This is a genomic window from Allocatenococcus thiocycli (assembly GCF_921292965.1).
Taxonomy (GTDB): Bacteria; Pseudomonadota; Gammaproteobacteria; order Enterobacterales; family Vibrionaceae; genus Vibrio; species Vibrio natriegens.
Map to the genome: position 1 here is coordinate 361354 of NZ_CAKLCK010000001.1, position 23094 is coordinate 384447.

21 protein-coding genes, 1 tRNA gene and 1 pseudogene are annotated in these 23094 nt (G+C 45.7%); 14 read left to right on the forward strand and 9 right to left on the reverse strand.

Features of this window, described 5'->3' with window-relative positions:
- Positions 1–50 precede the first annotated feature (50 nt).
- The 5 genes from nadA to L9Q40_RS01660 all read left to right on the forward strand — a co-directional run bounded on the left by nadA (position 51) and on the right by L9Q40_RS01660 (position 4441).
- Positions 51–1112 carry a quinolinate synthase NadA gene (gene nadA / locus L9Q40_RS01640; RefSeq protein ID WP_020332896.1) on the forward strand — a complete coding sequence of 354 codons (1062 nt, stop codon included), beginning with the start codon at positions 51–53 and terminating at the stop codon, positions 1110–1112.
- A 119-nt stretch (positions 1113–1231) separates the two neighbouring features.
- Positions 1232–2275 carry a potassium channel family protein gene (locus L9Q40_RS01645; protein WP_020332897.1) on the forward strand — a complete coding sequence of 348 codons (1044 nt, stop codon included), beginning with the start codon at positions 1232–1234 and terminating at the stop codon, positions 2273–2275.
- On the forward strand, positions 2275–2691 hold the full coding sequence (locus tag L9Q40_RS01650) for a DUF350 domain-containing protein (protein ID WP_014231368.1): 417 nt from the start codon (positions 2275–2277) through the stop codon (positions 2689–2691). Before L9Q40_RS01645 ends, L9Q40_RS01650 begins: the two co-directional genes overlap by 1 nt.
- Before the next feature lie 8 nt (positions 2692–2699).
- A complete protein-coding gene (locus L9Q40_RS01655) occupies positions 2700–3269 on the forward strand; it encodes a DUF1190 domain-containing protein (RefSeq protein ID WP_020332898.1) in 570 nt (189 codons plus the stop codon).
- 8 nt (positions 3270–3277) lie between these two features.
- The gene (locus L9Q40_RS01660; RefSeq protein ID WP_498791753.1) at positions 3278–4441 is read left to right on the forward strand and encodes a glutathionylspermidine synthase family protein; all 1164 of its coding nucleotides are present in this window, start codon (positions 3278–3280) and stop codon (positions 4439–4441) included.
- An 85-nt stretch (positions 4442–4526) separates the two neighbouring features.
- On the opposite strand, the gene L9Q40_RS01665 is transcribed toward L9Q40_RS01660, so the two are convergent.
- The 6 genes from L9Q40_RS01665 to L9Q40_RS01690 all read right to left on the reverse strand — a co-directional run bounded on the left by L9Q40_RS01665 (position 4527) and on the right by L9Q40_RS01690 (position 9646).
- Complete coding sequence (locus L9Q40_RS01665) at positions 4527–4988, reverse strand: copper chaperone PCu(A)C (protein WP_498791754.1); 462 nt, start codon at positions 4986–4988, stop codon at positions 4527–4529.
- 35 nt (positions 4989–5023) lie between these two features.
- Complete coding sequence (locus tag L9Q40_RS01670) at positions 5024–6181, reverse strand: TonB-dependent receptor (protein ID WP_014231372.1); 1158 nt, start codon at positions 6179–6181, stop codon at positions 5024–5026.
- Complete coding sequence (locus tag L9Q40_RS01675) at positions 6178–7341, reverse strand: MbnH family di-heme enzyme (protein ID WP_498791755.1); 1164 nt, start codon at positions 7339–7341, stop codon at positions 6178–6180. The genes L9Q40_RS01670 and L9Q40_RS01675 overlap by 4 nt, the downstream gene beginning before the upstream one ends.
- Positions 7342–7346: 5 nt before the next feature.
- Positions 7347–8243, reverse strand: coding sequence for an MbnP family copper-binding protein (locus L9Q40_RS01680; RefSeq protein ID WP_243976486.1), 897 nt, complete (start codon positions 8241–8243; stop codon positions 7347–7349).
- 135 nt (positions 8244–8378) lie between these two features.
- Positions 8379–8792 (reverse strand): hypothetical protein, encoded by a 414-nt coding sequence (locus tag L9Q40_RS01685; RefSeq protein ID WP_434170474.1) that lies wholly within the window; start codon positions 8790–8792, stop codon positions 8379–8381.
- A 242-nt stretch (positions 8793–9034) separates the two neighbouring features.
- A complete protein-coding gene (locus L9Q40_RS01690) occupies positions 9035–9646 on the reverse strand; it encodes a YecA/YgfB family protein (RefSeq protein WP_014231376.1) in 612 nt (203 codons plus the stop codon).
- A 52-nt stretch (positions 9647–9698) separates the two neighbouring features.
- Here L9Q40_RS01690 and L9Q40_RS01695 point away from each other — a divergent pair, with 52 nt between their 5' ends.
- The 3 genes from L9Q40_RS01695 (at position 9699) to L9Q40_RS01705 (ending at position 13221) form a co-directional block, all read left to right on the forward strand.
- Positions 9699–12125 (forward strand): hybrid sensor histidine kinase/response regulator, encoded by a 2427-nt coding sequence (locus L9Q40_RS01695; RefSeq protein WP_065296620.1) that lies wholly within the window; start codon positions 9699–9701, stop codon positions 12123–12125.
- 414 nt (positions 12126–12539) lie between these two features.
- Positions 12540–12989, forward strand: a complete 450-nt coding sequence (locus L9Q40_RS01700; protein WP_498791756.1) for an L-alanine exporter AlaE — start codon at positions 12540–12542, stop codon at positions 12987–12989.
- Between the two features lie 144 nt (positions 12990–13133).
- Positions 13134–13221: transfer RNA gene (locus tag L9Q40_RS01705), tRNA-Ser, on the forward strand.
- A 322-nt stretch (positions 13222–13543) separates the two neighbouring features.
- On the opposite strand, the gene istB is transcribed toward L9Q40_RS01705, so the two are convergent.
- Together istB and istA are read right to left on the reverse strand one after the other, a co-directional pair.
- Positions 13544–14338 carry an IS21-like element helper ATPase IstB gene (gene istB / locus L9Q40_RS01710; protein WP_050935648.1) on the reverse strand — a complete coding sequence of 265 codons (795 nt, stop codon included), beginning with the start codon at positions 14336–14338 and terminating at the stop codon, positions 13544–13546.
- The gene (gene istA, locus L9Q40_RS01715) at positions 14335–15354 is read right to left on the reverse strand and encodes an IS21 family transposase (RefSeq protein ID WP_050935650.1); all 1020 of its coding nucleotides are present in this window, start codon (positions 15352–15354) and stop codon (positions 14335–14337) included. Before istA ends, istB begins: the two co-directional genes overlap by 4 nt.
- Before the next feature lie 116 nt (positions 15355–15470).
- On the opposite strand from istA, the gene L9Q40_RS01720 reads away from it, so the two are divergent.
- Positions 15471–16007: a class I SAM-dependent methyltransferase gene (locus tag L9Q40_RS01720; protein WP_498791757.1), complete on the forward strand. Its 537-nt coding sequence runs from the start codon at positions 15471–15473 to the stop codon at positions 16005–16007.
- Between the two features lie 3 nt (positions 16008–16010).
- Positions 16011–17138, forward strand: a pseudogene (locus L9Q40_RS01725) (HNH endonuclease).
- 159 nt (positions 17139–17297) lie between these two features.
- Here the strand turns inward: L9Q40_RS01725 and L9Q40_RS01730 are convergent.
- Positions 17298–18218, reverse strand: a complete 921-nt coding sequence (locus L9Q40_RS01730) for a LysR family transcriptional regulator (RefSeq protein ID WP_498791758.1) — start codon at positions 18216–18218, stop codon at positions 17298–17300.
- Positions 18219–18452: 234 nt separating this feature from the next.
- On the opposite strand from L9Q40_RS01730, the gene mdcA reads away from it, so the two are divergent.
- From mdcA to mdcE, 4 genes are all read left to right on the forward strand, one after another.
- Positions 18453–20105: a malonate decarboxylase subunit alpha gene (gene mdcA / locus L9Q40_RS01735; protein ID WP_239949036.1), complete on the forward strand. Its 1653-nt coding sequence runs from the start codon at positions 18453–18455 to the stop codon at positions 20103–20105.
- Positions 20106–20195: 90 nt separating this feature from the next.
- Positions 20196–21107 carry a triphosphoribosyl-dephospho-CoA synthase gene (locus tag L9Q40_RS01740; RefSeq protein WP_498791759.1) on the forward strand — a complete coding sequence of 304 codons (912 nt, stop codon included), beginning with the start codon at positions 20196–20198 and terminating at the stop codon, positions 21105–21107.
- Positions 21108–21142: 35 nt separating this feature from the next.
- Positions 21143–22297, forward strand: coding sequence for a biotin-independent malonate decarboxylase subunit beta (locus L9Q40_RS01745; RefSeq protein WP_498791760.1), 1155 nt, complete (start codon positions 21143–21145; stop codon positions 22295–22297).
- A complete protein-coding gene (gene mdcE / locus L9Q40_RS01750) occupies positions 22290–23090 on the forward strand; it encodes a biotin-independent malonate decarboxylase subunit gamma (RefSeq protein WP_498791761.1) in 801 nt (266 codons plus the stop codon). The genes L9Q40_RS01745 and mdcE overlap by 8 nt, the downstream gene beginning before the upstream one ends.
- Positions 23091–23094 lie beyond the last annotated feature (4 nt).

A 23094-nucleotide genomic window follows, 5' to 3' on the forward strand; every position in this document is an offset into this window, starting at 1 on the left:
TAACGAGGTTACAATACGCGGATTAAAGGAAGTTGCGTAGAGCAAGAGCAATGAGCCATATACTAGATAAAATCGACACTGTTTACCCATTCCCTCCAAAACCTGTTCCGTTGAGCGAAGACGAGAAAGCGTCTTACATTGAGCGCATTAAAAAGCTGCTTAAAGAAAAAGATGCCGTCCTTATCGCGCACTACTACACTGACCCTGAAATTCAGGCGTTGGCTGAAGAGACTGGCGGTTTTGTTGGTGACTCGCTAGAAATGGCGAAGTTCGGTAACCGTCACCCGGCAAGCACATTGATCATCGGTGGCGTTCGCTTTATGGGCGAATCGGCGAAGATTCTAACTCCGGAAAAGCGCATTCTAATGCCAACGTTGGAAGCGGAATGTTCGCTTGATCTTGGATGTCCTGCGGATAAATTCAGTGAGTTCTGTGATGCTCACCCTGACCATACGGTTGTGGTTTACGCCAATACATCTGCAGCGGTTAAAGCACGTGCTGACTGGGTAGTCACATCAAGTATTGCACTTGAAATTGTTGAACACCTGGACGCAGAAGACAAACCAATCATCTGGGGTCCTGACCGTCACCTGGGTTCGTACATTGCGAATAAGACTGGCGCAGACATGCTGCTGTGGCAAGGTGAATGTGTTGTTCATGATGAGTTCTCTGCTGACGCACTGCGCAAGATGAAGAGCGTTTATCCAGACGCTGCGATTCTAGTTCACCCAGAATCACCAGCAAGCGTGGTTGAATTGGCCGACGCTGTTGGCTCTACAAGTCAGCTTATCAAAGCCGCGAAAGAGCTTCCTCACAAGCAAATGATCGTGGCAACCGATAAAGGCATCTTCTTCAAGATGCAGCAACTGGTTCCTGAAAAAGAGCTTATCGAAGCCCCAACAGCAGGAGCTGGTGCGACATGTCGTAGCTGCGCACATTGCCCTTGGATGGCGATGAACGGCTTGAAAGCGATTGAACAAGCACTTCGTGAAGGTGGTGCAGAGCATGAAATCTTTGTTGATGAAGAGCTTCGCGTTAAGTCGCTTATCCCACTAAACCGCATGTTAGATTTTGCAGAACAGCTTAATATGCAGGTAAAGGGTAACGCGTAAATTTTTCGCATTATCTTAAGATGAATCTCAAAAACCAGCCGAATATGGCTGGTTTTTTTGTGTCTTACAATCAATGGGTTACTATTGAAAGACGTAATGCATTTAGGAACTGAATACTTATGGCAGTGTGGCTGGTCGTTAAAAAGTGGTTAAGTTCGCACTTTTTTAAACTAAGTACCCGCAACCTTGTCGTCATTAGCCTTTTATATATCAGCCTCTCTTGGGGGCTATTGGTTCTGGCAGGCGAGACGGAACTTACGGAAAACTTTTCGAGCTTTATCTATTACTTGATGGTGACGGCGAGCACCGTTGGTTACGGCGATCATTCTCCAGTAACCGATTTAGGTAAGTGGGTTGTGGTCTTGTTTGTAATTCCGGGAGGATTGAGCCTGTTTGCGGCACTTTTGGGGCGTGTGGCAGGTGCGGCGGTAGATTATTGGCGAGCGGGAATTATCGGTAAACGGAGAGTAAGAGTGGAAAACCATATCGTATTATTGGGCTGGAACGGGTCAAGAACCATGCACCTGATTCGTATGTTGCAGCATGAAGAGTCAGGAAAACGTCCGGTAGTACTGTGCAGTCGCTCAGATATTGAAAACCCTCTACCGGGTGAAATTCACTTTATTAAAGTAACCAGTTATACCGACTCACAGGAGATGTCAAACGCGAACATTACAGAGGCGAGCTGCATCATCGTCGATAACTTATCGGATGATATCACTTTGTCTGCTGCACTGTATTGTGCCTCTGTGAACCCTGACGCACACTTGCTTGCCTATTTTAAAGATGAAGCGCTGGGTCGTTTACTGAGCCAGCATTGCCCGAAAGCGGAGTGTATTCCAGCTGTTGGGGCTGAAATGTTAGCCAAGGCAGCCGTGGATCCTGGTTCGAGTGCGTTGCATCAGGAGCTGCTAGCCTCAACTCGAGGTATGACACAATACTCCGTGATCTATCCTGAAAACCAACCAACGACCAAGATTGAAAACCTGTTTGGGTTTATTAAAAAGCATCACCATGCAACGCTTATTGCCATCGATTTAGGTGAGGGCATCGAGCTAAATCCGGACCTAGATACTGACGTACCACCAAAAAGCAAACTGTTTTATATTGCAGATGAACGTATTGAAGATTTTGCATGGAACAAAATGATAAAGGACAAATAATGCACATCATCGCAGACTTGTTAGCGGGATTTCCCAATTTCTTACTCTATTTTTCAGTGTCGATTGTTTTCGTTTTGGCGTTCAAATTCGTTTATATAAAACTGACCCCTTATGATGAATGGCAACTCATTAAAGAAGAGCAAAATACAGCAGCGGCGGTGGCGTTAAGTGGTGCTTTTCTTGGTTACTGTCTGGCAATTGCAGGCGCGGCGAAAAACTCAGTCAGCATCATTGATTTTATGGTTTGGGGTGTTGTCGCGTTATTAGCTCAGCTGATTGCGTTTGGAATTGTTCGTTTTATTCTGATGCCAAAAGTATCAGAGCGGATTGAAAACAACGAGGTACCCGCGGGTATTGTACTTGCTGCAGTATCCGTTTCTGTCGGTGTACTTAATGCCGCCTGTATGACGTATTAGGAGAAACGATGAAACGCAGCTCTAACGTTAAACGTTCATCCATGGATAAGAGCTTTAAAGTCAGCCGCCTTATCCCTTTTGCAGCCTTTGGCGGGATATTTTATCTTGCGACACAGGAGTCAACGACTGAAGGCGCTATTTACCTTGACGCCAGTGAGTGTAAAGCATCGGAACCCGGGTTCAGCGAGCAGTGTGACATCGCCTATCAGGAAGCGAAGGAAAGAGCGGAGCAAAATGCACCACGCTATACCACAGAGCATGAGTGTGAGAACGACTTCTATCAAGATGACTGTTATTACAGTTCTCGTTACAACTCCTATGTTCCCTTTGCCAGTGGGTTCTTCTTTAGTCGCGCTCTTAGCAATCTGAGCGGATACAACAAGAGTTACTATTCAGAGCCGATGTACCGTTACAAGTCGAAATATTACAACGGTGCCGGGCAGTTTTATGGCTCGTACCGAAACCAGCCGACTAGCGTTGCGAGCAGCCGATTGAACAAGCGTGGCGGCGGTACGATTGGTCAGGCTATGTCTCGAGGCGGCTTTGGCAAAGCGGTATCAGGTAGTCGCGGCGGTTAACAGACACTATGTTTCGAAGAGAAATACAAGAAAGAGAAAACTGGCGTGAACTGGCACGCCAGTTTGGTTTTGGCTTCCATTCCATGTACGACCAACCTTACTGGGATGAGACCGCGTATTATCAGTTTACTCTGGCGCAGATCGAACAGGATCTTGAAGATCCCACAGAAGAGCTGCACCAGATGTGCCTCGAAATTGTTGACCAAGTGGTACACAGTGAACAGTTACTGACGAAATGTGCGATTCCTGAAGTTATGTGGTCTCAGGTCGCTTCCTCATGGAAACGCAATGAACCGTCCCTCTATTCACGAATGGATTTCGCCTACAACGGTTCTGGACCAGCGAAGCTTCTGGAAAACAATGCGGATACGCCAACATCATTATTCGAGACTGGATTCTGGCAATGGGTGTGGCTCGAAGATGTGGTGAATAAAGGGCGAATTCACCAAAGTGCAGATCAATTCAATATACTGCAAGATTTCCTTATCGAGCGCTTTGCTGAGATTGCCAAGCTACAGCCGGGACAAACGCTGCATTTTAGTTGCTGCAAATATACCGAAGAAGACAAAGGCACCGTTCAATATCTTGAAGATTGTGCTCGGGAGGCTGGGTTATCAACGGCTTTTGTCTACGTTGAAGACATTGGCGTGACGGAAGAGGGGATATTTGTTGATGCGGACAACCGAGCTATTCGCTGGATGTTCAAACTCTACCCTTGGGAGTTTATGTTTGAGGATGCGTACAGCACTTATCTCTCATCTGCGAACGTTAACTGGTTAGAGCCGATGTGGAAGTCCATTCTTTCGAATAAAGCTTTGCTGCCATTACTTTGGCAACGCTTTCCTAATCACCCCAATTTACTGCCTGCCTATTTTGCTGAGGATCCCAAAGCGGCAAGCTTAAAAGACTATGTGATAAAGCCGCTATTTTCACGTGAAGGCGCGAATATCGAGATAGTGAAAAGTGGTCAGCGCGTGCTTAAAACACCAGGACCTTATGAATCGAGCAAAAACATTGTTCAGCAATATCATCCGTTACCGAAGTTTGGACAAAGTCATACGCTTATCGGCAGCTGGCTGATTAACGACCGAGCCGCGGGTATTTCGATTCGTGAGGACAGCAATTTAGTTACTCAGGATATGGCGCGTTATATTCCTCACGTGATTCTATAGTGCCAGGCTCCTCCGTCGGATGAGAAGAGGCGAATTCACGAAGAGGGATATAAGGAGCCTTCCCAACCGAAAGGCTCCTTCAATGTTAATGTGAATGAAGGTAGGTATTCACTTCTACAGCGAGTTCTATTTCTACTTTTCCTGTGTTTCTAAATTCAAGCGTCATAGGAAAACGCTCGCCCTGTTTGAATGATTGCTCGGGATTGAAGATCATCAAGTGATAGCCGCCTGGCTCAAACATCACACTTTTCATTGTGCCTACCCGGACATTTTCGATTTTCTTCATTTTCATCACACCATCACTCATTTCATGCTGATGAATCTCCACTCGCTCAGCAACTGGTGTTGTCGCGCTGATCAAAAAATCATCTCTGGTGGACAGGTTCTTTAGCTGAAAGAAACCCGCGATTACGGTTGCATTGGGTGGCGCTTCCCGGCTCCAAGGATGGTCGATTTTAATGCTGTTTGTCGTGTATTCATGGGCACTGGCTGCGGAAGTGAGCAGTGCTGCGATACATAACGTGAAGCGGCTGAGGTATTTTTTCATAACTGTCTCTTTTATTTAACCCAAACTGAGCTGATTTATTGAGTTGACCATGTCAGGCCGCCTTGATACACAAGCCAAAATGCGGCTTGTTCGGTCTGTAAAATGGATTCGTAGCTTCCTTGCAATCGCAACAGTTGATAAGGGGCAAAACGCCAGTTAGCGATAGCACTGAATCGCTGTGGAGTATGGCCTGTTGCATTTAATACTGTTTCGATCTCTTCGCTTGTATTGGTGACATCGTTATCGGTCAGAAGCCAGTCATAGCGAGCGCCGAGCTCCAGATTGTTGTACTGCCAACTTACCTGTGTGGTAATACCATGCTGAAATGCATCGAGTTCTGTTGTGATTTGTTGCGAGTCGATTAGCTTAGAATCAATAGATTGGCCCATCCACTCAAGCTCCCAATTAAAGTCATTCCATTCCAGGCTGCCACCAATAGTGACCAACGTGGTATCACCATCAAAAATCAGCGAGTCAGAAGCCTGAAGAGAGTGTGAGTGACCGTCGGAATCTTGCTGACTTCGCTGTGTTGCTTCAAAGTAGGCGGCACTAGCGACGATTTTCAGTTGGTAATCATTTCGAAGACGGAACCACTGATAATGAAGGCCATAAGCCGAAGGTGAAGCGGAACTGTCATCAAATTGCGCTGGGAAGTTATTTCCCCGCCCAACCCAGAAGGTGAGATCGTAACTGTTCCGAGCATAAGATATTTGCACGCTGTCATCGGTATATTGGCTACCTAAAAAGGCCTGCTGAGTCAATGACGTATCTATAAATCGCCAGTCATGCTCATGAGTACTGTTATACAGACCAATTTGACTGAGTTGACGACCGACGCGTAACGTCCAATCCTGATGCAGATAAGGCTGAAGCCAGAGCTCTTCTAACTCGACAGACTCACCGTGATGACTGCCTATGATCAGTTTGGTCGCCAGAATGTTGTCTAAGCTGGCTAAAAAACCGAGTTCACCATGCATAAACTGTAAGCCTTCTTCATAGTGGAAAGCACTATTGTCGGTTATCACGCCGGGAATCGCGTAGGCAGACTCTCTGTCCGTTTGATAGTAACCAAACTGAGCAAAAATATTGGTCTGGAGATTTACTTTGTCCAGTAGGTTCGGTTCTGCCTCGAGTTCCGCTCGTAGAGGATTTACGATAAACAATAAAGCGAGCAAAGCTAGTAAACGAATCATTGCGCTTCCTCCCCAACAAATGGGTTGGCATAGCGGGGGTTGGAGATGAACACCTCATCGCTTAACGCATTTAAAAACGCCAGCATGTCTTGTTTTTCCTCTTGGCTTAACGTGAAACCTTTAACAAATTCACTTTTATTCGGGTTATTGCGCCCGTCTCCCTGATTCTCACCCGAGGTGATATTTCTTCCGCCATTGGCGTAGAAATCCAATACCTCACCGAGAGTTTCGATGCTTCCATCGTGCATATACGGCGCGGTGTAAGCGACATTTCTCAGCGTTGGTGGTCGGAACTTTCCTTTGTCTTTAGGAGCTTGCGTTACGGTGAACAAGCCGTTGTCCTCAGTGGGATAACTCCCCTCCGAATCAAGGTTGTATAACCCAGTATTAAAAAACGGCCGAGAGACAAACACAGAATCATCGTGCAGAGTTGAATCACTAAAATTAAACCCGCTATGACAATGGAAACATTCCGTTTTCTCGCTGTTAAAAAGATCTTGCCCACGCATCGCAGCACTGCTCATCGTGCCGCGATCAAAATCAGAGTCTTTCGAAATCAATGCGCGAGTAAACACACCGAGTGCTTTGATGATGTTAGGGAAGGTCACCGTATCCTGCTGGTCGGGAAACGCGGCATTAAACAAGTTTTGATACCTGACATCAGTAGCAAAGCGTTGCAGAATCTCTGTTCGATTTGAGTCGTTAATGCCCAGCTCGACAGGAAACTCTCCAAATAGTGGAATCACCAACTGCTGCTCAATCTCTTTTAAAACCGGGTTCGCCCAGGTGTAAGAGGCGTTGTAGGCAACGTTGGTTAATGTTTGGGAGTTTCTGTGCAGCACTTCACCCGTTGAACCAGTTGGTAGTTTTACCCCATCAGAAAACGCCATTGCCTGCTGGTGGCAGGATTCGCATGACATTGTCTGGTTGCCAGAAAGCTTGGTGTCATAAAACAGATGTCTGCCAAGTTGGAATTTTTCCTCAGTTGCCACGTTATCTGACGGTTCTTTCGGCTTAGGAAGAGAGCCGGTTTGAAAGTCAAAACCAAACTCATTCACCGGGTTTGATGGTGTGGCGTTATAACTCGATTCGCTGTCACAGCCTACGATCGTGAATATCGTGAGCGATGCCAGCAAACCGAACTTGTGGTTTGCTGACATAAGGCTTACTCCACCGATACCCAGGATTGAGAACTACTGCAATCACCCGCGGTACATTCACCTGTGACTAAATCCAGTCCGAGGTTGTCGAATACGCCCTGGCATTCTGGATCAACACTGGATGACATACAGCCGAGCGGAGTGTCAGCGGTGTTAAATGTGATATCACTGTTCGCAACAAGGCGTTGGTAATCAAACACGATAACGTTAGTTGATGGGTTGAAATCATCGAACTGGTAGCTAGGGCGATTTGGGCGTGATGAATCGCAATCAACGGTTTCGGTGTTGGCGTCAATCACTTCACAACCCGTTGTCCCCAGATGGATATTCCAGCCAGCTACATCCATGCGCAGGTGTTTATGCCCGTTCTGCCAGCTCCAGTTCATCCCCATCACATCGAGCGGAGAAATTGCATCGTCACCATCGATGCCAACGTGATTTAACTCCGCAGGCACGCCGAGCGTAAAGCGAATACCTGTGTAGTTGCCTTTTGGTACTTGCCCTGTGATTTGATTGTTTAGCGCTTCGTTACCGTTCGCGCAGCTATCCGTGCCTGTCTCAAAATCCAATAGTGCGACATTCTGGTATTGCCACTTACCATCTTGGATTAGTTCAAGTGGGGTAGCTGCGCCGTCGTCATCAAGCAGCTCTATTTCAGAGATATACATTCGCACATCGGTAAATTCAGGCTGAGTGTTTTTGACTCCAGCGATCGCAGTGTCCATCAACTGGCATTGGATATCTTGCTCGCCAACCCGCGTCGCAAATTCAAGGGTAACATTTTGAATGGCAGGTTCGGCTGTTGCAGGCGAACTTGAATCAGAACCACCGTTACAAGCGGTGAGTAAACCAAAGCTAAGAGCAGTAATGAGCGCTTTTGGGGTTTGTTTTTTGTTGAACATGGACTTTCCTTTCTAATTATTTCCCTTGGACGTCGATGAGTATTCAGACGTACAAATTTCTCCCGCAGCTTTATAAACAAAGGCGGGTATAGTGGTTTGTTTTAGATAAATTAGGCGTGCGGCATGAGAGCCGGACTAGGCAAGGAAAGCCGTTGGTGGTGATTGCTTGGGCGCTAATGAGAGATAGATTTTGCGCTGGCAATAGATGTGCGAGTAGTTAGCAAAGGGCGCGGTTACTCGGCATAGCCACAGAGCGACCGCAGCAATAACAATCGCAAGTAATGAGATTGAGAACTGACATACGTCTAACAGCGGGCAACTGAATTTAAGTGGATCATGAAAATCAGAGTTTGAAGGTGAACTGATGGTGTTATCTTCAATCAGCTCTTTGATGTCGACCCATTTAAAGCCTTCCGCAGTACAAAGAAGTATCTTTTCTCCCTGTGCTTCAGAGAGCCAGTTTTTGTTATGAACTTGTGATGGGTTAAGTGCCATTGTCGCCAGCAAATATATCTGAAACAGCAAAGCAGTAATGACGTATACCGCCATTACTTTTTGTATTACCTGCCGATTTGTCGCTATTTGCATCACAACATTCAATTAACCAAAATTGGGCGCAGATACTAACAAAGAAAGTAAGGAATTGTAATATTGTTTTTACAAAAAAGTGACATGTGTAATTGGGATGAATTACTTACTGAAACAAATGTCGATGCGGTGAATGGTTTTCACGGGGAGGATAAGCGGAATACAAAAAAGCCGCTGATGGGCAGCGGCTTAATGAGAAAGGATTATTGCTCTTCAGCGAGCGCGACGCCGCGTTGAGTCAGACCACAAAGCATGACTGGCATTGCGTTGAAGATCTCTTCGAATTGCTCAAGCCCGACCATGCCTTGTTCAGCTAATGTTTCGATCGTGGTTTCTGGATCGTAAAGCATAGTCAGAGAAAGCAGCACACCACCAAGTAGCGCGTTATCCTCGCTTTCTTCAGGCATCAGTGTTTCCCAGTCGTCACGCGCGAGCTGCCAGCCTTGTAATACACCCTCACAGAAGTCACGAGTGGTGGTGGTTACGATGTCTTTTTCATCCAGCGCGCAGCCTTCCGGCCAGCCCCATGAACCTTCTAGCAACGCAGGGCGAGTTTGGTTCCACATTTGTACAATTTCATCAATGTACAGTTCTAATTGTTCACCATCACTAAAAGGTGCTGTCTCTTCTCCACCCCACAAGAATGGTAGCCACTCTTGAGGCATCAATACATTTGGTGCTGAAGCCATCGCAGTGACAAAGCCTTGAGTTTTCGCTAGATTTAGTAGTTTTCCATCAAGTTCTGGAAGAGAAAGAATGTCTTGTAGTTTCAAAATAGAATACCATTTGTTCATGGGCTGGTTGGTTGCGGCCATCTTACCAATCAATTAACGATAAATCGATATTAGGGAAGATTTGTTAACACCTATGGAAATTCGCTCATCACTCCGCCGAAAAAGTATTTTTGCACTGACGCTTTACCTTTGCTTCTTTATCGCAACGGTTGGCTCGGTGGTGTACTTTGTGCTTGAGCCGCCTGTGCGTGAAAAACTAGAACAAAACCTCGATTTACGAACGCAACTGCTAGCTTCTCAGATTAAAGAACCGTTGCTTGCGTCAACCAGTGTCCTTAATAGCCTCGTAGGCCTGGCTCAAAGCCCCAATCAAACTGGCTCTTTCAGTACGACTATCCCTCAAATCTTACGCTTAAGTGGTGACATGCTTGTCAGCGGTGGTTTGTGGCCAAAGCCTGAACAACTTGCTGACCAACGGAAGTATACCAGCCTGTTTTTCAACAAGAATCTGGATGGCAGTATCGATCAAATTCACTCGTACAATAACCCTCAATCGGCGGGATACGATAAAGAGCCTTGGTATGTCGTTGCTGCCAATGCGTCAGCAGGCTCTATTCGCTGGTCTTCGGTTTACATCGATACTTTTACCCAAGTTCAAATGATCACCGCTTCGGCACCTTACTATAGAGACGGTGAGTTTGCAGGTGTAGCGACCGTGGATGTCTCTTTAGCCGCTTTGTTTCAGTTTATTCGTGAACATACCAATCAATATTCGCTGGGCGTTAACATTAGAGACGCCAACTCAAACGTGATTATCGAACATAATTTTCAGTTGCGGAATGAGATGTATGTTAGTGAGCTTCACTTTGGAGAGTTCAACTGGCGAATGGAAGTGGTGAATGCGAAAGAGCGTGTAGCCGATCAGGTTTTTGCTCAGGTGATGAGTGTTGAGAGCGGCATCATTCCGTTTCTACTGTTATGTGTTTTGGTCGGTTACTACTTACTTAACCGTTATATCGTTGAGCCCATTGTCAAAATAGCGGCAAAAATTGATGACTCTAAAACGGGGGGAATCATCGATATCGAATATCACAGTGAAGATGAGATAGGGCACCTCATCAATAAATTTAATGAAAAGACCATTTATCTAGAACATGAAAAGATAAAAGCACAGGCATCAACCAACGCAAAGACCGCCTTTCTGGCGACGTTGTCTCATGAAATTCGTACACCGATGAACGGGGTTTTGGGTACCGCGCAAATACTTCTAAAGACCAAGCTAACCGACGAGCAAAGAAAGCAGTTAAGTACACTGTATGAATCAGGCGATCATATGATGACATTGCTTAACGAGATTCTGGATTACTCGAAAATAGAGCATGGCCACGTTGAATTTTCTAATTCACCATTTCCGATTGAATCGATTATTGGCAGCATGAAAAGTGTTTATCACACCTTATGTGAAGAGAAGGGGTTGCGCTTCCGTGTCGTTTCACAGGTACCATCCGGACGCTGGTATAACAACGACAAAGCACGATTGCGCCAGATCCTATTCAACTTGCTAAATAATGCCGTCAAGTTTACCGAACAGGGTGAAGTTGAAGTTAGATTAAGCGAACATGTTACTCCAAGTGCAACCAAACTGAGCATCGCGATTAAAGATACCGGTATTGGGATACCAAAAGAGGCTCAGAACCGGATCTTTCGTCCGTTTGAGCAAGCAGAATCTTCAACAACCAGACGCTTTGGCGGCACAGGGTTAGGGTTGGCGATTGTAAAAGAAATTGCCGAGAACATGGGCGGCAGTGTTTTGCTCGAAAGTAGGGAAAATGTTGGTACAACATTCACCGTAGAGATTGAGTTGACACCGTGCGAGCCGAGCCAAACGGGGACGGCACTTAAACATAAACTAGACTGCAATGGTTTACAGGCATTAATCGCAGAAGATAACACAACCAATGCCATGATCATGGAAACGTTTTTACGAGCCAAGGGTTTTGAATGTACACGAGTGGAAAATGGTCAATTAGCCGTGGAGCAAGTGAGAAAACAGCAGTTTGACCTAATAATGATGGATAACCACATGCCTGTACTAGATGGTATTGGTGCAATATCTGCTATCAGGGCAATGGATTCAGAAACAAAGTCAGTTCTCATCTTTGGTTGCACCGCAGATGTATTTAAAGAGACTCAAGAACTGATGACGGAAGCTGGGGTGGACCATATCATTGCTAAACCCGTTGTCGTGTCGGAACTCGACGACGCCCTATATCGCCATGCAGACTTGCTCTATCAGTACCAAGACCCAAAAAGCAATAAGGCTAAGCATCCGCATCACATAAACACGGACTCGTTACTACTTAGCTTTTACATTTCGCTTGATAATGACAACCTTCACCAAGCTCTGGAGGTTTTTTCTGACATCATCAAGCACATTACACCACACTCCAATCAGGATCTCGCACAAATTACTGCACGCATTGAAAGTAAATTACAGCGTCAGGAAGCACCAGAGCAAGCGGATGTTGATGCGCTAACAGTCATGCTTGCTACGCCTTAACATACCTGGCTTTCCAACTCGTTAGCCATTGTTGTGTAAAGAATATTGTTCTAGAAATTGGGAAGCTCTGAATTATGCCCTGCAGGTAGCATAAGCGAGTTATTTTTCGCATATTGTGCAAGATTTTGTTCTGTAAAATTACCTTTTCTCCTCCTCTAAATTCCTTATATAACGAAAATTTTTGGTTTTTTACGCCATTTTTGATCGAAAAAGTGCAGTTTTTGCCCGGATCGGTGAATTAAACTACTTTAGTTTCAAAATTTGGTTATAAATTTACATCTTCATTTCAAATATGGAGCCATAAACTACAAACGTTGTGCTCTAATAGCGACATAATCTAGGTGGTTGCTATATATGTAGTTAATCATGTTTGTTTTTTTGTTTATTGCAGTTTTTGATTTTAGAGGTCGCTAAATGAAGTCTCGTGGACCATTTTGTATTCGTAATGCCGCAGCGGATACTTTTGCTATGGTGGTTTTTTGCTTTGTCACAGGGATGATTATCGAGTTTTTGATTTCAGGGATGACGTTTGAGCAGTCTCTGGCATCACGTACGTTGTCGATTCCAGTTAACATTGCTATCGCTTGGCCTTATGGTGTTTTCCGCGATTGGGTATTACGTCAAGGTAGTAAAGTTTCACCGTCTTCATTTATGAAAAACGTGTCTGACCTTATCGCATATGTGCTTTTTCAATCTCCGGTTTACGCAGGTATCTTACTAGCGGTTGGTGCATCGACCGATCAAATCATTACCGCAGTTACGAGTAATGCGGTTGTATCTTGTGGAATGGGCGTTTTGTACGGCTACTTCTTAGACATGTGTCGCCGTTGGTTCCGAGTCCCTGGCTACAACCAAGGTGTTTAATTGACCCTGTTTTGTTCAATTTAGTTACTTAGTGAGCAAACAACAGAAAAACAGGGCTTTTTTTCATTTTTAGCCTTGACCATAAGGCACATAATCATTAAATTAGCGCCTCGTTAGCCAACGATGCTAACCACAATTTGATTCGGTGAGTTGTCCGAGTGGCTGAAGGAGCACGCCTGGAAAGTGTGTATACGGCAACGTATCGAGAGTTCGAATCTCTCACTCACCGCCACATTCTTGAAGAAAGACGTCCTAGGGCGTCTTTTTTTGTACCTTAAATTCAGCGAGTCAAATTATAACGTTACTCCGTTTAAAGCCTGGCGTGACTCCAGTCACATTAACTCATTATTTCTTAATACTTAATCGCCTTATGTAACCAAGCTCATTATCATCATTAAGTGGTGTACAATGGCTTTGTTTATGTCTGTTAATATCTCTTATTACAATAAAAATGCTGTTGAGTTAGCAAAGCAATACAACTCTTGTCAACGCCAGTTTAAAATTGACCCACTTATCGACGTTATCGCCGAAGTAAAATTGACCCACCCATACAATTAACTTTTGCCTTCAGATAGACTTTCTAGAACCGCTGGTATGGTTCCAGCCGCTTTCTTTCCTCTTAATCGATAGCTTTCACCGCTGATTTGTACAATGTGCGAGTGATGAAGAAGTCTATCGAGTAATGCCGCCGTCAACGTTGTATCATCGGCGAACGCATTTGACCATTGAGAGAACGGCAAATTACTGGTCACGATAATGCTGCCTTGCTCATAACGTTTGGCGATGACGTTAAAGAACAAGTTGGCCTCTTCTCTGCCGAACGGTAAGTAGCCGATTTCATCGACGATAAGTAGCTTAGGTGCGAGTACACTTCGTCTCAAGTAGCTTTCAAGCTTACCCTGAGCTTTTGCTGTAGATAGCTGAAGCATCAAGTCTGCTGCGGTGATGAACCGTGTCTTTAGGCCCTTTTGAACCGCTATTTGGCCAAGGCTCACTGCAAGGTGGCTCTTACCAACGCCACTTGGGCCGAGTAATACCACGTTTTCCTTTCGCTCAATGAAGGCTAACCCTGTTAACTCCTTGAGCTGTTTTCTTGGGGCACCCGTTGCGAACTTGAAGTCATAGTCATCGAACGTTTTTTCCATTGGGAAGCTGGCGAACTTAGTCAGTGTGGCTCTTGTGCGTTCTGCTCGCGCTTCCAGTTCAGCGTTCAGAAGTGACTCTAAGTAATCGGCTAGACTCAGTTCACGACTGTTGGCTGCTTCTGCCAGTCTCGGCCACTCCTGACCGATAGCTTGTAACTTCAGCGTTGCACAGGCAGCCTCGATACGACTCATTTGAAGGTTCATGGTCGTACCTCCAACAACGCATCATACGTCGAGAGTGGGTGCTGGAAGCTCTCAAGTGGCATCACACTATCGCTTATTGTTAGTGGTGTGACTGGGCGTGTCGGCGATGGTAGCGACTGAAGTGTAAAGCGCTCTTCATCTAAGAGAACCTGAGGCTTTGCACCTGTCGTACCATGAGTTCGTTGGTGAGCGACGGTTTCTAGCCATGCGCCGATATGTCCATTAAGAACATCGACGGTGATTTTAAGTCCGTGTTGCTTGAGTGTCGCCGCAAGAGGAGTGACGAAACTATTCTTCAAGTAGGAGTTAAATCGCTCCACTTTTCCTTTGGTCTTTGCGCGATATGGACGACAGGCTCTCGGTTTAAAATTGTACTTCTTGGCTGCGGTGAGCAGTGCAGGGTTCCAGCGGTGCTCACCTTCACCGTATGCATCACGCTCTATCATGATGGCTTTCGCATTATCGAACAGAACTTCTTTGGGGACGCCACCGAAGTATTCAAACGCTTCTTCAAGACCTTCTATCCAGTCTTCTTGGCGCTCTCGTTCACTAAAGCGAACGAACGTCGCTCTGCTATAACCAAGCGTTGCCACGAAGGCTTTAACACGGACTCCGTAATGGGTGATGGTCGTAAAGTCCACTTGCATCTGCTCACCTGGCAATGTCTCGAACCGAACGACAGGGTCGACAGGCGTACTTGGTTTGTACTGTTTGATGTACTCCTTAAGCATCGTTATACCGCCTTCATAACCAAGTGATTTTAACTCACGTAGTAAGACGGTTGCGGGTATCCAATAAGGCTTTGCGGCTTCAATCCGCGTACACAAGTAGTCATGGTAGGGCTGAAGTTTAGTTGGTCGGGATTGACGCTCGGGGTACACGGGTGCTTTGCTTCTATCTCGCAGATAAGTACGAACGGTATTCCTTGAGATCCCCAGCTCCTTTGCGATACGGCGGATGCTGCACCCTTGCTGATGTAAAACGTGTATTTCCACTAGTTGCTCCTGATTGATCATAATCCGCCGCTTTGTCCATGTTACGAACGGATAGTTTGACTCAGGTGGGTCAATTTTAAATCGGCGTTAGTGGGTCATTTTTACATCGGCGCTGACACTCTCTTTCATTTGAGTCTGTGCACAATTCATGGAAACAGTATTGGCCAGAAAAAGGCGCGAATGTTCTCGATGTTGGTGCTGGTTCTGGGCGAGACGCTCAGTGGTTTTCTAAGCAAGGCTGCTTTGTGGTTGCTGCTGAGCCTGCCAGCGCTCTTCGTCAATTAGCCATCTCAAACTACTCGGAGCATATTTTATGGATAGAGGATTCACTGCCTGATTTGGCAAGTGTTTGTGAATTGCCGCACCAGTACGACCTTATTTTGTTATCTGCAGTTTGGATGCATTTAACTACTGCTCAGAAAGTTGAATCTATGAAGCCTTTATCGCTTCTTCTAACTGATAAAGGAAAATTGGTGATTACGTTACGTCATGGATCTTTTAGTGATGGACGTGAGACTTATGGCGTATCAGTCGATGAAATTGAAAAGATAGGTAGAAACCTAGGGCTCTCTGTTTGTCATATTGTCGACGGTGAGGACGCTTTAATGAGAGCCGCGGTTACGTGGCAAACCGTTATTCTAGAAAACGGCAAAGCTAATAACGTTGGAAGGTAAACAATGGCACTTGAGTATTATTTGGAACGCTTCCAGAATTTAAAAATGAACAGTGCTGGTGGTAAAAAGAGTCCGCATAAAGTGTGTATGTTGCTAGCCGTGATGGATCTCATTCAAGCGGGGCATATTGTTTCTAACCAGATTAAATTCAATCAGGTACTTAAAGATCAGTTTACACGTCACTTCAACACCTTTGCACAAGACAAGGATAAAGATACTCCGGAAAATCCCTATTTTCATTTGAGAAGTGAAGGTTTTTGGCACCTTTCTTACAATGAAGGATATGACGAAACGACTACAAACCGTTACTCATCAAAAGCAGTAGCTTATGCTTCTATTGATGAAGAGCTCTTTATTTACATGAAAAGCTATATTGTTTCTAACGAACTCAAACAAGCGCTGGTGTCAAACCTTTCAGATTTAGCAACGCTCTTTCAGCAGTGGCTAGTAGATATTGGTAAGTCGGAGAAAACCGCGGTCAATTACATTGGTGCTATTCGTGGATCAATTTCTAACTGGTTGATAGATGTAGGAGAAATTGATCGACCACTCGCAAGCATTAACTCTTATCGACGGTTCCTTGAATATGAAGAAAAGGTAAGAAAATCCGAGATTTTTCAAGTTCGTGACTCTAAAGGGAAAGGGATGTACAGCGCAGCGCTTTCTCATTAGCACAAATTTCTAGCGGATTTATCTCAAGTCGATGTGAATGCAGATATCAAGCAAGTTATGTCGGATAAGAAATTATCGGAAACAGAAAAAACGATCCTAGTAAATACGAGGATGGGACAAGGGCAATTTCGGTCGAATCTTATTCAAATGTGGCGTGGGTGCGCGGTTACGGGATATAGAAATACGCAAATGTTGTTGGCCTCTCATATAAAACCTTGGCGTGATTCAAATAATGAAGAGCGTCTAGATAAGTTTAATGGGCTGTTATTGCTGGCTAATTTAGATAAAGCATTTGATATTGGTTTTATGTCTTTTGACGATAATGGAAAAGTGATGATCTCCAGTCAATTAGAAGATCCATCAGTCATTGGACTTAGAGAGGATATGTCTTTTCATGTTAGTCCAGAGCACAAGTCGTACCTCGGTTATCATCGTACAGAGTTGTTTAAGGGTTTTTAAGATAAATAGCCACTGAGTTTATTCAATACAAACGGCATATCTGTTAGTGGAGGGGACGTCTCTTTCTGATAGCAACATCGCTTTCTCCAATCCGGCTGACACGCTTTTTTAAAACCTCAGCCTCAATGTTTGGTTTTTTCTCATGGTAGCTTTCCGACTCTACCGTTTATGTTTGAGCGCATATAAGCGGCATTCAGCGATACAACTTAAAATGCCGATTTCACGTTCTTTGGTTTTCAAACAAACCAGAGAGACAGTTTGAGGTTCGGGTTCAGGATGAAGGGTATCGATATCAACAAACGCGACATGCGGCTGATATCGCTCTTTTAATCGGGCAGGTACGATTGAGTAGCCCACGCCAGATTGAATCATGTTCATTAGGGTAAAAATATCTTCCACCTGCATCCCAATGATAGGCTTAATGTTGTCCCTTTGGAAACATGCCATACAGTGCTCATAGGTTGCAAAACCAGGCGAAAGGGTGATGAGTTTTTCGTTGGTTAATTCTTCCAGTGCGATCTTAGACTTCTTTGCGAGCGGTGAAGCATTAGATATCGCAATCACCATATGATCTTGATAGATCGGCATCACGGTATAGGTGCTGGTCGTGGAGGGGTGTGGTTGAGCAATCAGTGCAACGTCTATTTCCATTTTGTCTAAGCGTTGTAACAGGGTTTGATTCGAGCCTTGGGTGATGGAAACTTGAAGCTCGGGCCTTCGATTTTGCAGCCCAGAGACAACAGTTGGAACCAGGTCGTAAGTTAACGAGTATAAGCTGCCAAGTGCCAGTTTATCGGATTGAATCCCCAACTGATCTTTCGCTTCTTTGATGGCGGAGTTCAGCTCAGTCAGTAGTTTTTCTGAGTAGGTATAAAAGGTTTCCGCACTTTTCAGCGGGCGGAGGGAACGGCCTTGAGTCTCGAAAAGTGGGCACTCAATGGCTTCTTCCAGAGAATGTAGTGCCTTATGTACGCTCACTACACTGATATCTAAATTTTCTGCAGCCTCTTTCATACTGCTATTTTTCATAAACTCATGAAAAATCATGATTTTCTTTAATGTAACGCCATCATTAATCATGTTCGTTTGAATCCCTTCCAATCATATCATCACCATACCACTGTTAACTTGGGGTTAATAGTGTTGCTAGTCAGTTAATTGAATGTGGTCTCATTCGCGAGTAGTTTGAATCTATGGATAGATTCAGAGCGTTGTCACTGACATTAGTTCACAGAAAACAATGCCATGGAATAGCGGGTTATTTTTCAAATTAAAAAATAACAGCGTGATTGAAATAGATCGTGAGGCACTTTTATGACGGAAAAGAAGAAGTGGGATATTAAGCGCACCTTAAAACAGCAGCGAATTAAATCGGTTCATTCAATAACGGAAGGGAAGGTTATTCCAACCGAAAATATTGTTGAAGTGATGGAAAAAATTATCCAATCCGGTGATCGCGTTATCCTCGAAGGCAATAACCAAAAACAGGCTGACTTCTTGGCGCGCAGTCTAGAAAAAGTAAATCCCCAAACGGTGAATAATCTGCATATGATCATGCCGAGTGTGAGCTTGCCTGAGCATATGAATATTTTCGAAATGGGGATAGCCAAAAAGCTGGATTTCGCTTTTGCAGGAAAACAGAGCGTACGTATTTCTCAAATGCTCGCTGACGGAATACTAGAAGTTGGCGCTGTCCATACCTACATCGAACTCTACTCGCGTTTGTACTGCGATTTAATTCCCAATGTTGCCCTAGTGGCTGGCTACACAGCGGACAAAAAAGGCAATTTATATACAGGTCCATCAACGGAAGACACACCTGCTCTGGTGGAAGCGCCTGCTTTTAAAGACGGCATCGTTATCGCTCAAGTTAACAAGATTGTGGACACGGTCGATGACTTACCACGTGTTGATATTCCTGGCGATTGGGTCGACTTTGTGGTTGAAGCTGACAAAGATTTCTTTATCGAACCGCTGTTCACTCGAGACCCCCGATTGATCAAAGACACCCACATTTTAATGGCGATGATGGCAATCAAAGGGATTTATGCCAAGCATAAAGTGCAAACCCTCAATCACGGTATTGGCTTTAATACCGCCGCGATCGAATTACTTCTTCCAACCTACGGCGAAAAACTGGGACTGAAAGGCAAGATCTGTCAGCACTGGACATTAAACCCGCATCCTACATTGATACCAGCGATCGAATCAGGCTGGGTTGAAAGCGTGCACTCGTTTGGTGGCGAATTGGGCATGGAAGAGTACGCCCGTCATCGACCAGATGTGTTCTTTACCGGATCCGATGGCTCGATGCGTTCAAACCGAACCATGTGTCAGATGGCTGGCCAGTTCGCAGCGGATATGTTTATAGGCGCTACGTTGCAAATGGATGCAGAAGGTAACTCGTCAACTGTGACGCATGGTCGGTTGTCAGGCTTTGGTGGTGCGCCAAACATGGGGCACGATCCGCGTGGACGTCGACACGCGAGTGATGCCTGGATGGATCTCATCACCGATCACGACCAAGACATCCTCAAAGGTAAAAAGCTGGTGGTTCAGATGGTCGAAACATTCCAAAGCGGGGAAAAGCCAACCTTCGTCGATAAGCTTGATGCGGTTGATGTTGGCCAGCACAGCAATATGCCAATCGCACCGGTTATGATTTATGGCGATGACGTGACCCACGTATTGACCGAAGAAGGCATTGCTTACCTGTACATGGCGCGAGATCTGGAAGAGCGCAAACAGATGATTGCAGCGGTGGCTGGCGTTACTCATCTAGGCCAGACAATCACTAAGGATCAGATAGATAAACTCAGAGCAGAAGGCAAGGTCGCCACACCTCAGGATCTGGGTATCAAACGCTCTGAAGCGACTCGTGACTTGTTAGCCGCGAAAAATATGAACGAGCTGGTTAAGTGGTCTGAAGGTTTGTACGAGCCGCCTGCGAAATTCCGAAGTTGGTAGGCTGATGGGTTTATAGAACAGCACTTGTTTATTAACCGCTCAGCAGTATTCGCAAGCGTGTAAGTAAGCAGTGAGGTAGAGGGAACGTTAATGTCGCATATTGCTCAGAAAGTCCGCCCAAATTGGGAGGAATACACAACGATTTCTCCGTTGGCAAATCAGATAGGTTTATTAGCGCGTGATGCGTTGGTCGCGGAAGTTATGTTATCGCCAAAACCTGGCTTGGTTGATCAGTGGAATACTGGGTCACACAGTGACTTGACTGTTGAATTGATGGTGCGTTCGGCCAACTGTCTTGCGCCTTACTTCGCGCAAATGGCGACAGAAGGGCAACAGTATTATTCGAATCAATCGATGGATTCTTTGCTTGCTCTCCGAGAGAAAATTGGTCGCATTGGCCGAGATGCCGAGTCACAAATGATGACGGTGACCAACAATGTGAACACGCATCGTGGGGCGATTTGGGCGCTGGGTTTACTGGCTACCTCCGCAGGGATGCTGGGTGAAAACGCGACGTCAAATGATCTGTGTGTGGTCGCCGGGCGCATCGCTTGTTTGCCGGATAAATTCGTCAAACAGACGTGGAGTAAAGGGCTTAAAGCGACACGCCAATATCAAGTCAATGGCGCTCGAGAGCAGGCTCAGAATGGGTTTCCTGCCATTTTAGACATCGCGTTTCCGGCTCTTATCACCAGTCGGCAGAATGGTGACTCTGAACCTCATGCGCAGTTGAATGCGTTAGTAGCCCTGATGGCAGAACTGACCGATACGTGCGTGCTATCCAGATCTGGAATGAAGGGGTTAACACTGATGCAACAAGGCGCGAATGATATCATTCGTGTTGGTGGAGTGGCGACGGAGTCAGGCTTTAGCAAGCTCATCGAATTGAACAGAGACATGGTTGCTATCAATGCTTCTCCGGGAGGCGCAGCTGATCTGTTAGCGGCGACACTCTTTGTCGATGCGATAGCAAATCGTAGCATCATTTTGGTTGATCAATGATTCAGTTCATTGATTTATAAAGGAGATTATTAGCAATGGAACAACTGCAATTTACTTATCCAGGTCAGCACTCGGTTTCCAAAAACGTGCGGGTGGGTAATGTTGGGTCTGGTGACTTAGAAGTTTTGCTACAACCAAACTCAAGCCCCCAAATCGACGTGAATATTTCGACTTCAATTAACCATCGTCATGAAGTTTGGCAAGTGATTTTATCGCGTGCGTTTGATGAGGTGAACGAAGCGATGACGGTCACCATTAATGACTTTGGCGCGACTCCCGGCGTGATTAACCTCAGGCTGGCTCAGGCACTCGAGCAGCTTGAGGAACAAACGAATCCTTCGTTCGATAGCTCGGAAATGGGTCGCTCTTTTGTCGAAATGCCAGTACGTCAGCGCTGCCAGTTCCTGTTCGATGAAGGTTCAGTTACGGAGCTTTTGGGCTGTGAAGCACAGTTAACGTCCCCATGGTTACCTAAGCAAGGCATCGTTTCACAAAGTGATGATGGTGCGGTTGTGATGCTAGGAAAAATTCATGGCCAGCTTGCTGTTGTTCTCGGAATAGAAGGTGGGTTTCAGGGCGGCGCGATTGGTGAAGTTTCTGGTGCAAAAATGGCAGCCGCTCTTGATCTCGCCCTGCAAGACAATCAACGCGGTGTAAAAACTCAAGTGGTCATTGTACTTGAAACTGGAGGTGTCCGATTACAGGAAGCCAACCTTGGTTTGGCTGCCATTGCCGACATCCACTCAGCCATTATCGGGCTTAATGATTATGTCCCTGTGGTGGGGATTGTGGCCGGAGCTGTAGGTTGTTTTGGTGGAATGTCGATAGCGGCGGGACTTTGCAGCAAGCTTATCGTCACCCGTGAAGCGCGACTTGGTTTGAATGGCCCGGCGGTGATTGAGCAGGAAGCGGGGATCGCGGAATACGACTCTTCCGATCGACCTTTTATCTGGGGCATCACCGGTGGTGAGCAGAGATATCGAAGTAATCTGGTCGATCATTTAGTTGAAGATGATGCAAACGCGATTAAACAACAGCTTGTTGAGACGCTTCAATCTGGCAAGCCACCAACAACCCGTAGTGAACAAATTGACCACTATTTATCGATATTGAATCAGGTAGATACATCGGTTCAAGCGACGCCTACACAGGTATGTTCAGATTTAGCAGGAGGAGAGGCTGATGAATAAACGAGGTGATATTTGGATAAAAGCTCTGGCCGAGAATGGTCAGGTAGTCACTGGTTTTTCTCCATCGGTACAAGTCGTTGATGATCAGTTTAATGGCCTTCCGGTTCGTTATATAAACGTGACTCAAGACCTCAATAATCCATTCCCACGAGCGAGAAATGGTGAAGTCGGGCTACTGGAAGGATGGAATGTTGCGAAGGCTGTGCGTCAGGTGGTTGAACGTGATCAAGACAGCCATTCAAAGTCGATCATTGTCGCGGTTATTGATGTACCTTCTCAGGCCTACGGTCGCCGCGAAGAGGCTTATGGCATTCATTTGTCATTAGCAGCAGCGGCTAATGCATACGCTCAGGCTCGTAAGGCGGGTCACCCGGTGTTAGGTTTGATTGTGGGCAAAGCGATGTCAGGTGGCTTTCTTGCTCATGGTTATCAGGCGTCTCGATTGATTGCTTTGGATGATGAGCAGTGCAGTGTGCATGCGATGGGTAAAGCCTCGGCGGCGAAGGTGACGCTAAGAACCGTTGAACAGCTAGAATCACTCGCTGCTGAACATCCGCCGATGGCGTACGATATCAACAATTACAATACATTGGGATTATTGTGGAAGTTGGTCTCGGTAGAGAGTGCACAGCAGCCTTCTAATCAGGATATTGACCATATTCGCTCTCTCTTTTCTGCGGCATTGGAAGATATCCAAGTAAACGGCAATGGCTGGTCTCATCGCCTGAAAGGGGAGAACAGACTAGCAACCCGTCATATTCGAGAGCAGATGCAACAAGCCTGGGTGTATTAGGGTA

Bases quoted from the DNA above. Each gene is read 5' to 3' on its own strand.
- L9Q40_RS01730 (WP_498791758.1), bottom strand. From the start codon at position 18,218: ATGATTAATGATGGCGTTACATTAAAGAAAATCATGATTTTTCATGAG.
- L9Q40_RS01645 (WP_020332897.1), top strand. From the start codon at position 1,232: ATGGCAGTGTGGCTGGTCGTTAAAAAGTGGTTAAGTTCGCACTTTTTT.
- L9Q40_RS01650 (WP_014231368.1), top strand. From the start codon at position 2,275: ATGCACATCATCGCAGACTTGTTAGCGGGATTTCCCAATTTCTTACTC.
- istA (WP_050935650.1), bottom strand. From the start codon at position 15,354: ATGATCAATCAGGAGCAACTAGTGGAAATACACGTTTTACATCAGCAA.
- istB (WP_050935648.1), bottom strand. From the start codon at position 14,338: ATGAACCTTCAAATGAGTCGTATCGAGGCTGCCTGTGCAACGCTGAAG.
- mdcA (WP_239949036.1), top strand. From the start codon at position 18,453: ATGACGGAAAAGAAGAAGTGGGATATTAAGCGCACCTTAAAACAGCAG.
- L9Q40_RS01675 (WP_498791755.1), bottom strand. From the start codon at position 7,341: ATGTCAGCAAACCACAAGTTCGGTTTGCTGGCATCGCTCACGATATTC.
- L9Q40_RS01690 (WP_014231376.1), bottom strand. From the start codon at position 9,646: ATGGCCGCAACCAACCAGCCCATGAACAAATGGTATTCTATTTTGAAA.
- L9Q40_RS01700 (WP_498791756.1), top strand. From the start codon at position 12,540: ATGAAGTCTCGTGGACCATTTTGTATTCGTAATGCCGCAGCGGATACT.
- L9Q40_RS01685 (WP_434170474.1), bottom strand. From the start codon at position 8,792: ATGGCGGTATACGTCATTACTGCTTTGCTGTTTCAGATATATTTGCTG.
- L9Q40_RS01660 (WP_498791753.1), top strand. From the start codon at position 3,278: ATGTTTCGAAGAGAAATACAAGAAAGAGAAAACTGGCGTGAACTGGCA.
- mdcE (WP_498791761.1), top strand. From the start codon at position 22,290: ATGAATAAACGAGGTGATATTTGGATAAAAGCTCTGGCCGAGAATGGT.
- L9Q40_RS01745 (WP_498791760.1), top strand. From the start codon at position 21,143: ATGGAACAACTGCAATTTACTTATCCAGGTCAGCACTCGGTTTCCAAA.
- L9Q40_RS01680 (WP_243976486.1), bottom strand. From the start codon at position 8,243: ATGTTCAACAAAAAACAAACCCCAAAAGCGCTCATTACTGCTCTTAGC.
- L9Q40_RS01740 (WP_498791759.1), top strand. From the start codon at position 20,196: ATGTCGCATATTGCTCAGAAAGTCCGCCCAAATTGGGAGGAATACACA.
- L9Q40_RS01655 (WP_020332898.1), top strand. From the start codon at position 2,700: ATGAAACGCAGCTCTAACGTTAAACGTTCATCCATGGATAAGAGCTTT.
- L9Q40_RS01695 (WP_065296620.1), top strand. From the start codon at position 9,699: ATGGAAATTCGCTCATCACTCCGCCGAAAAAGTATTTTTGCACTGACG.
- L9Q40_RS01670 (WP_014231372.1), bottom strand. From the start codon at position 6,181: ATGATTCGTTTACTAGCTTTGCTCGCTTTATTGTTTATCGTAAATCCT.
- nadA (WP_020332896.1), top strand. From the start codon at position 51: ATGAGCCATATACTAGATAAAATCGACACTGTTTACCCATTCCCTCCA.
- L9Q40_RS01665 (WP_498791754.1), bottom strand. From the start codon at position 4,988: ATGAAAAAATACCTCAGCCGCTTCACGTTATGTATCGCAGCACTGCTC.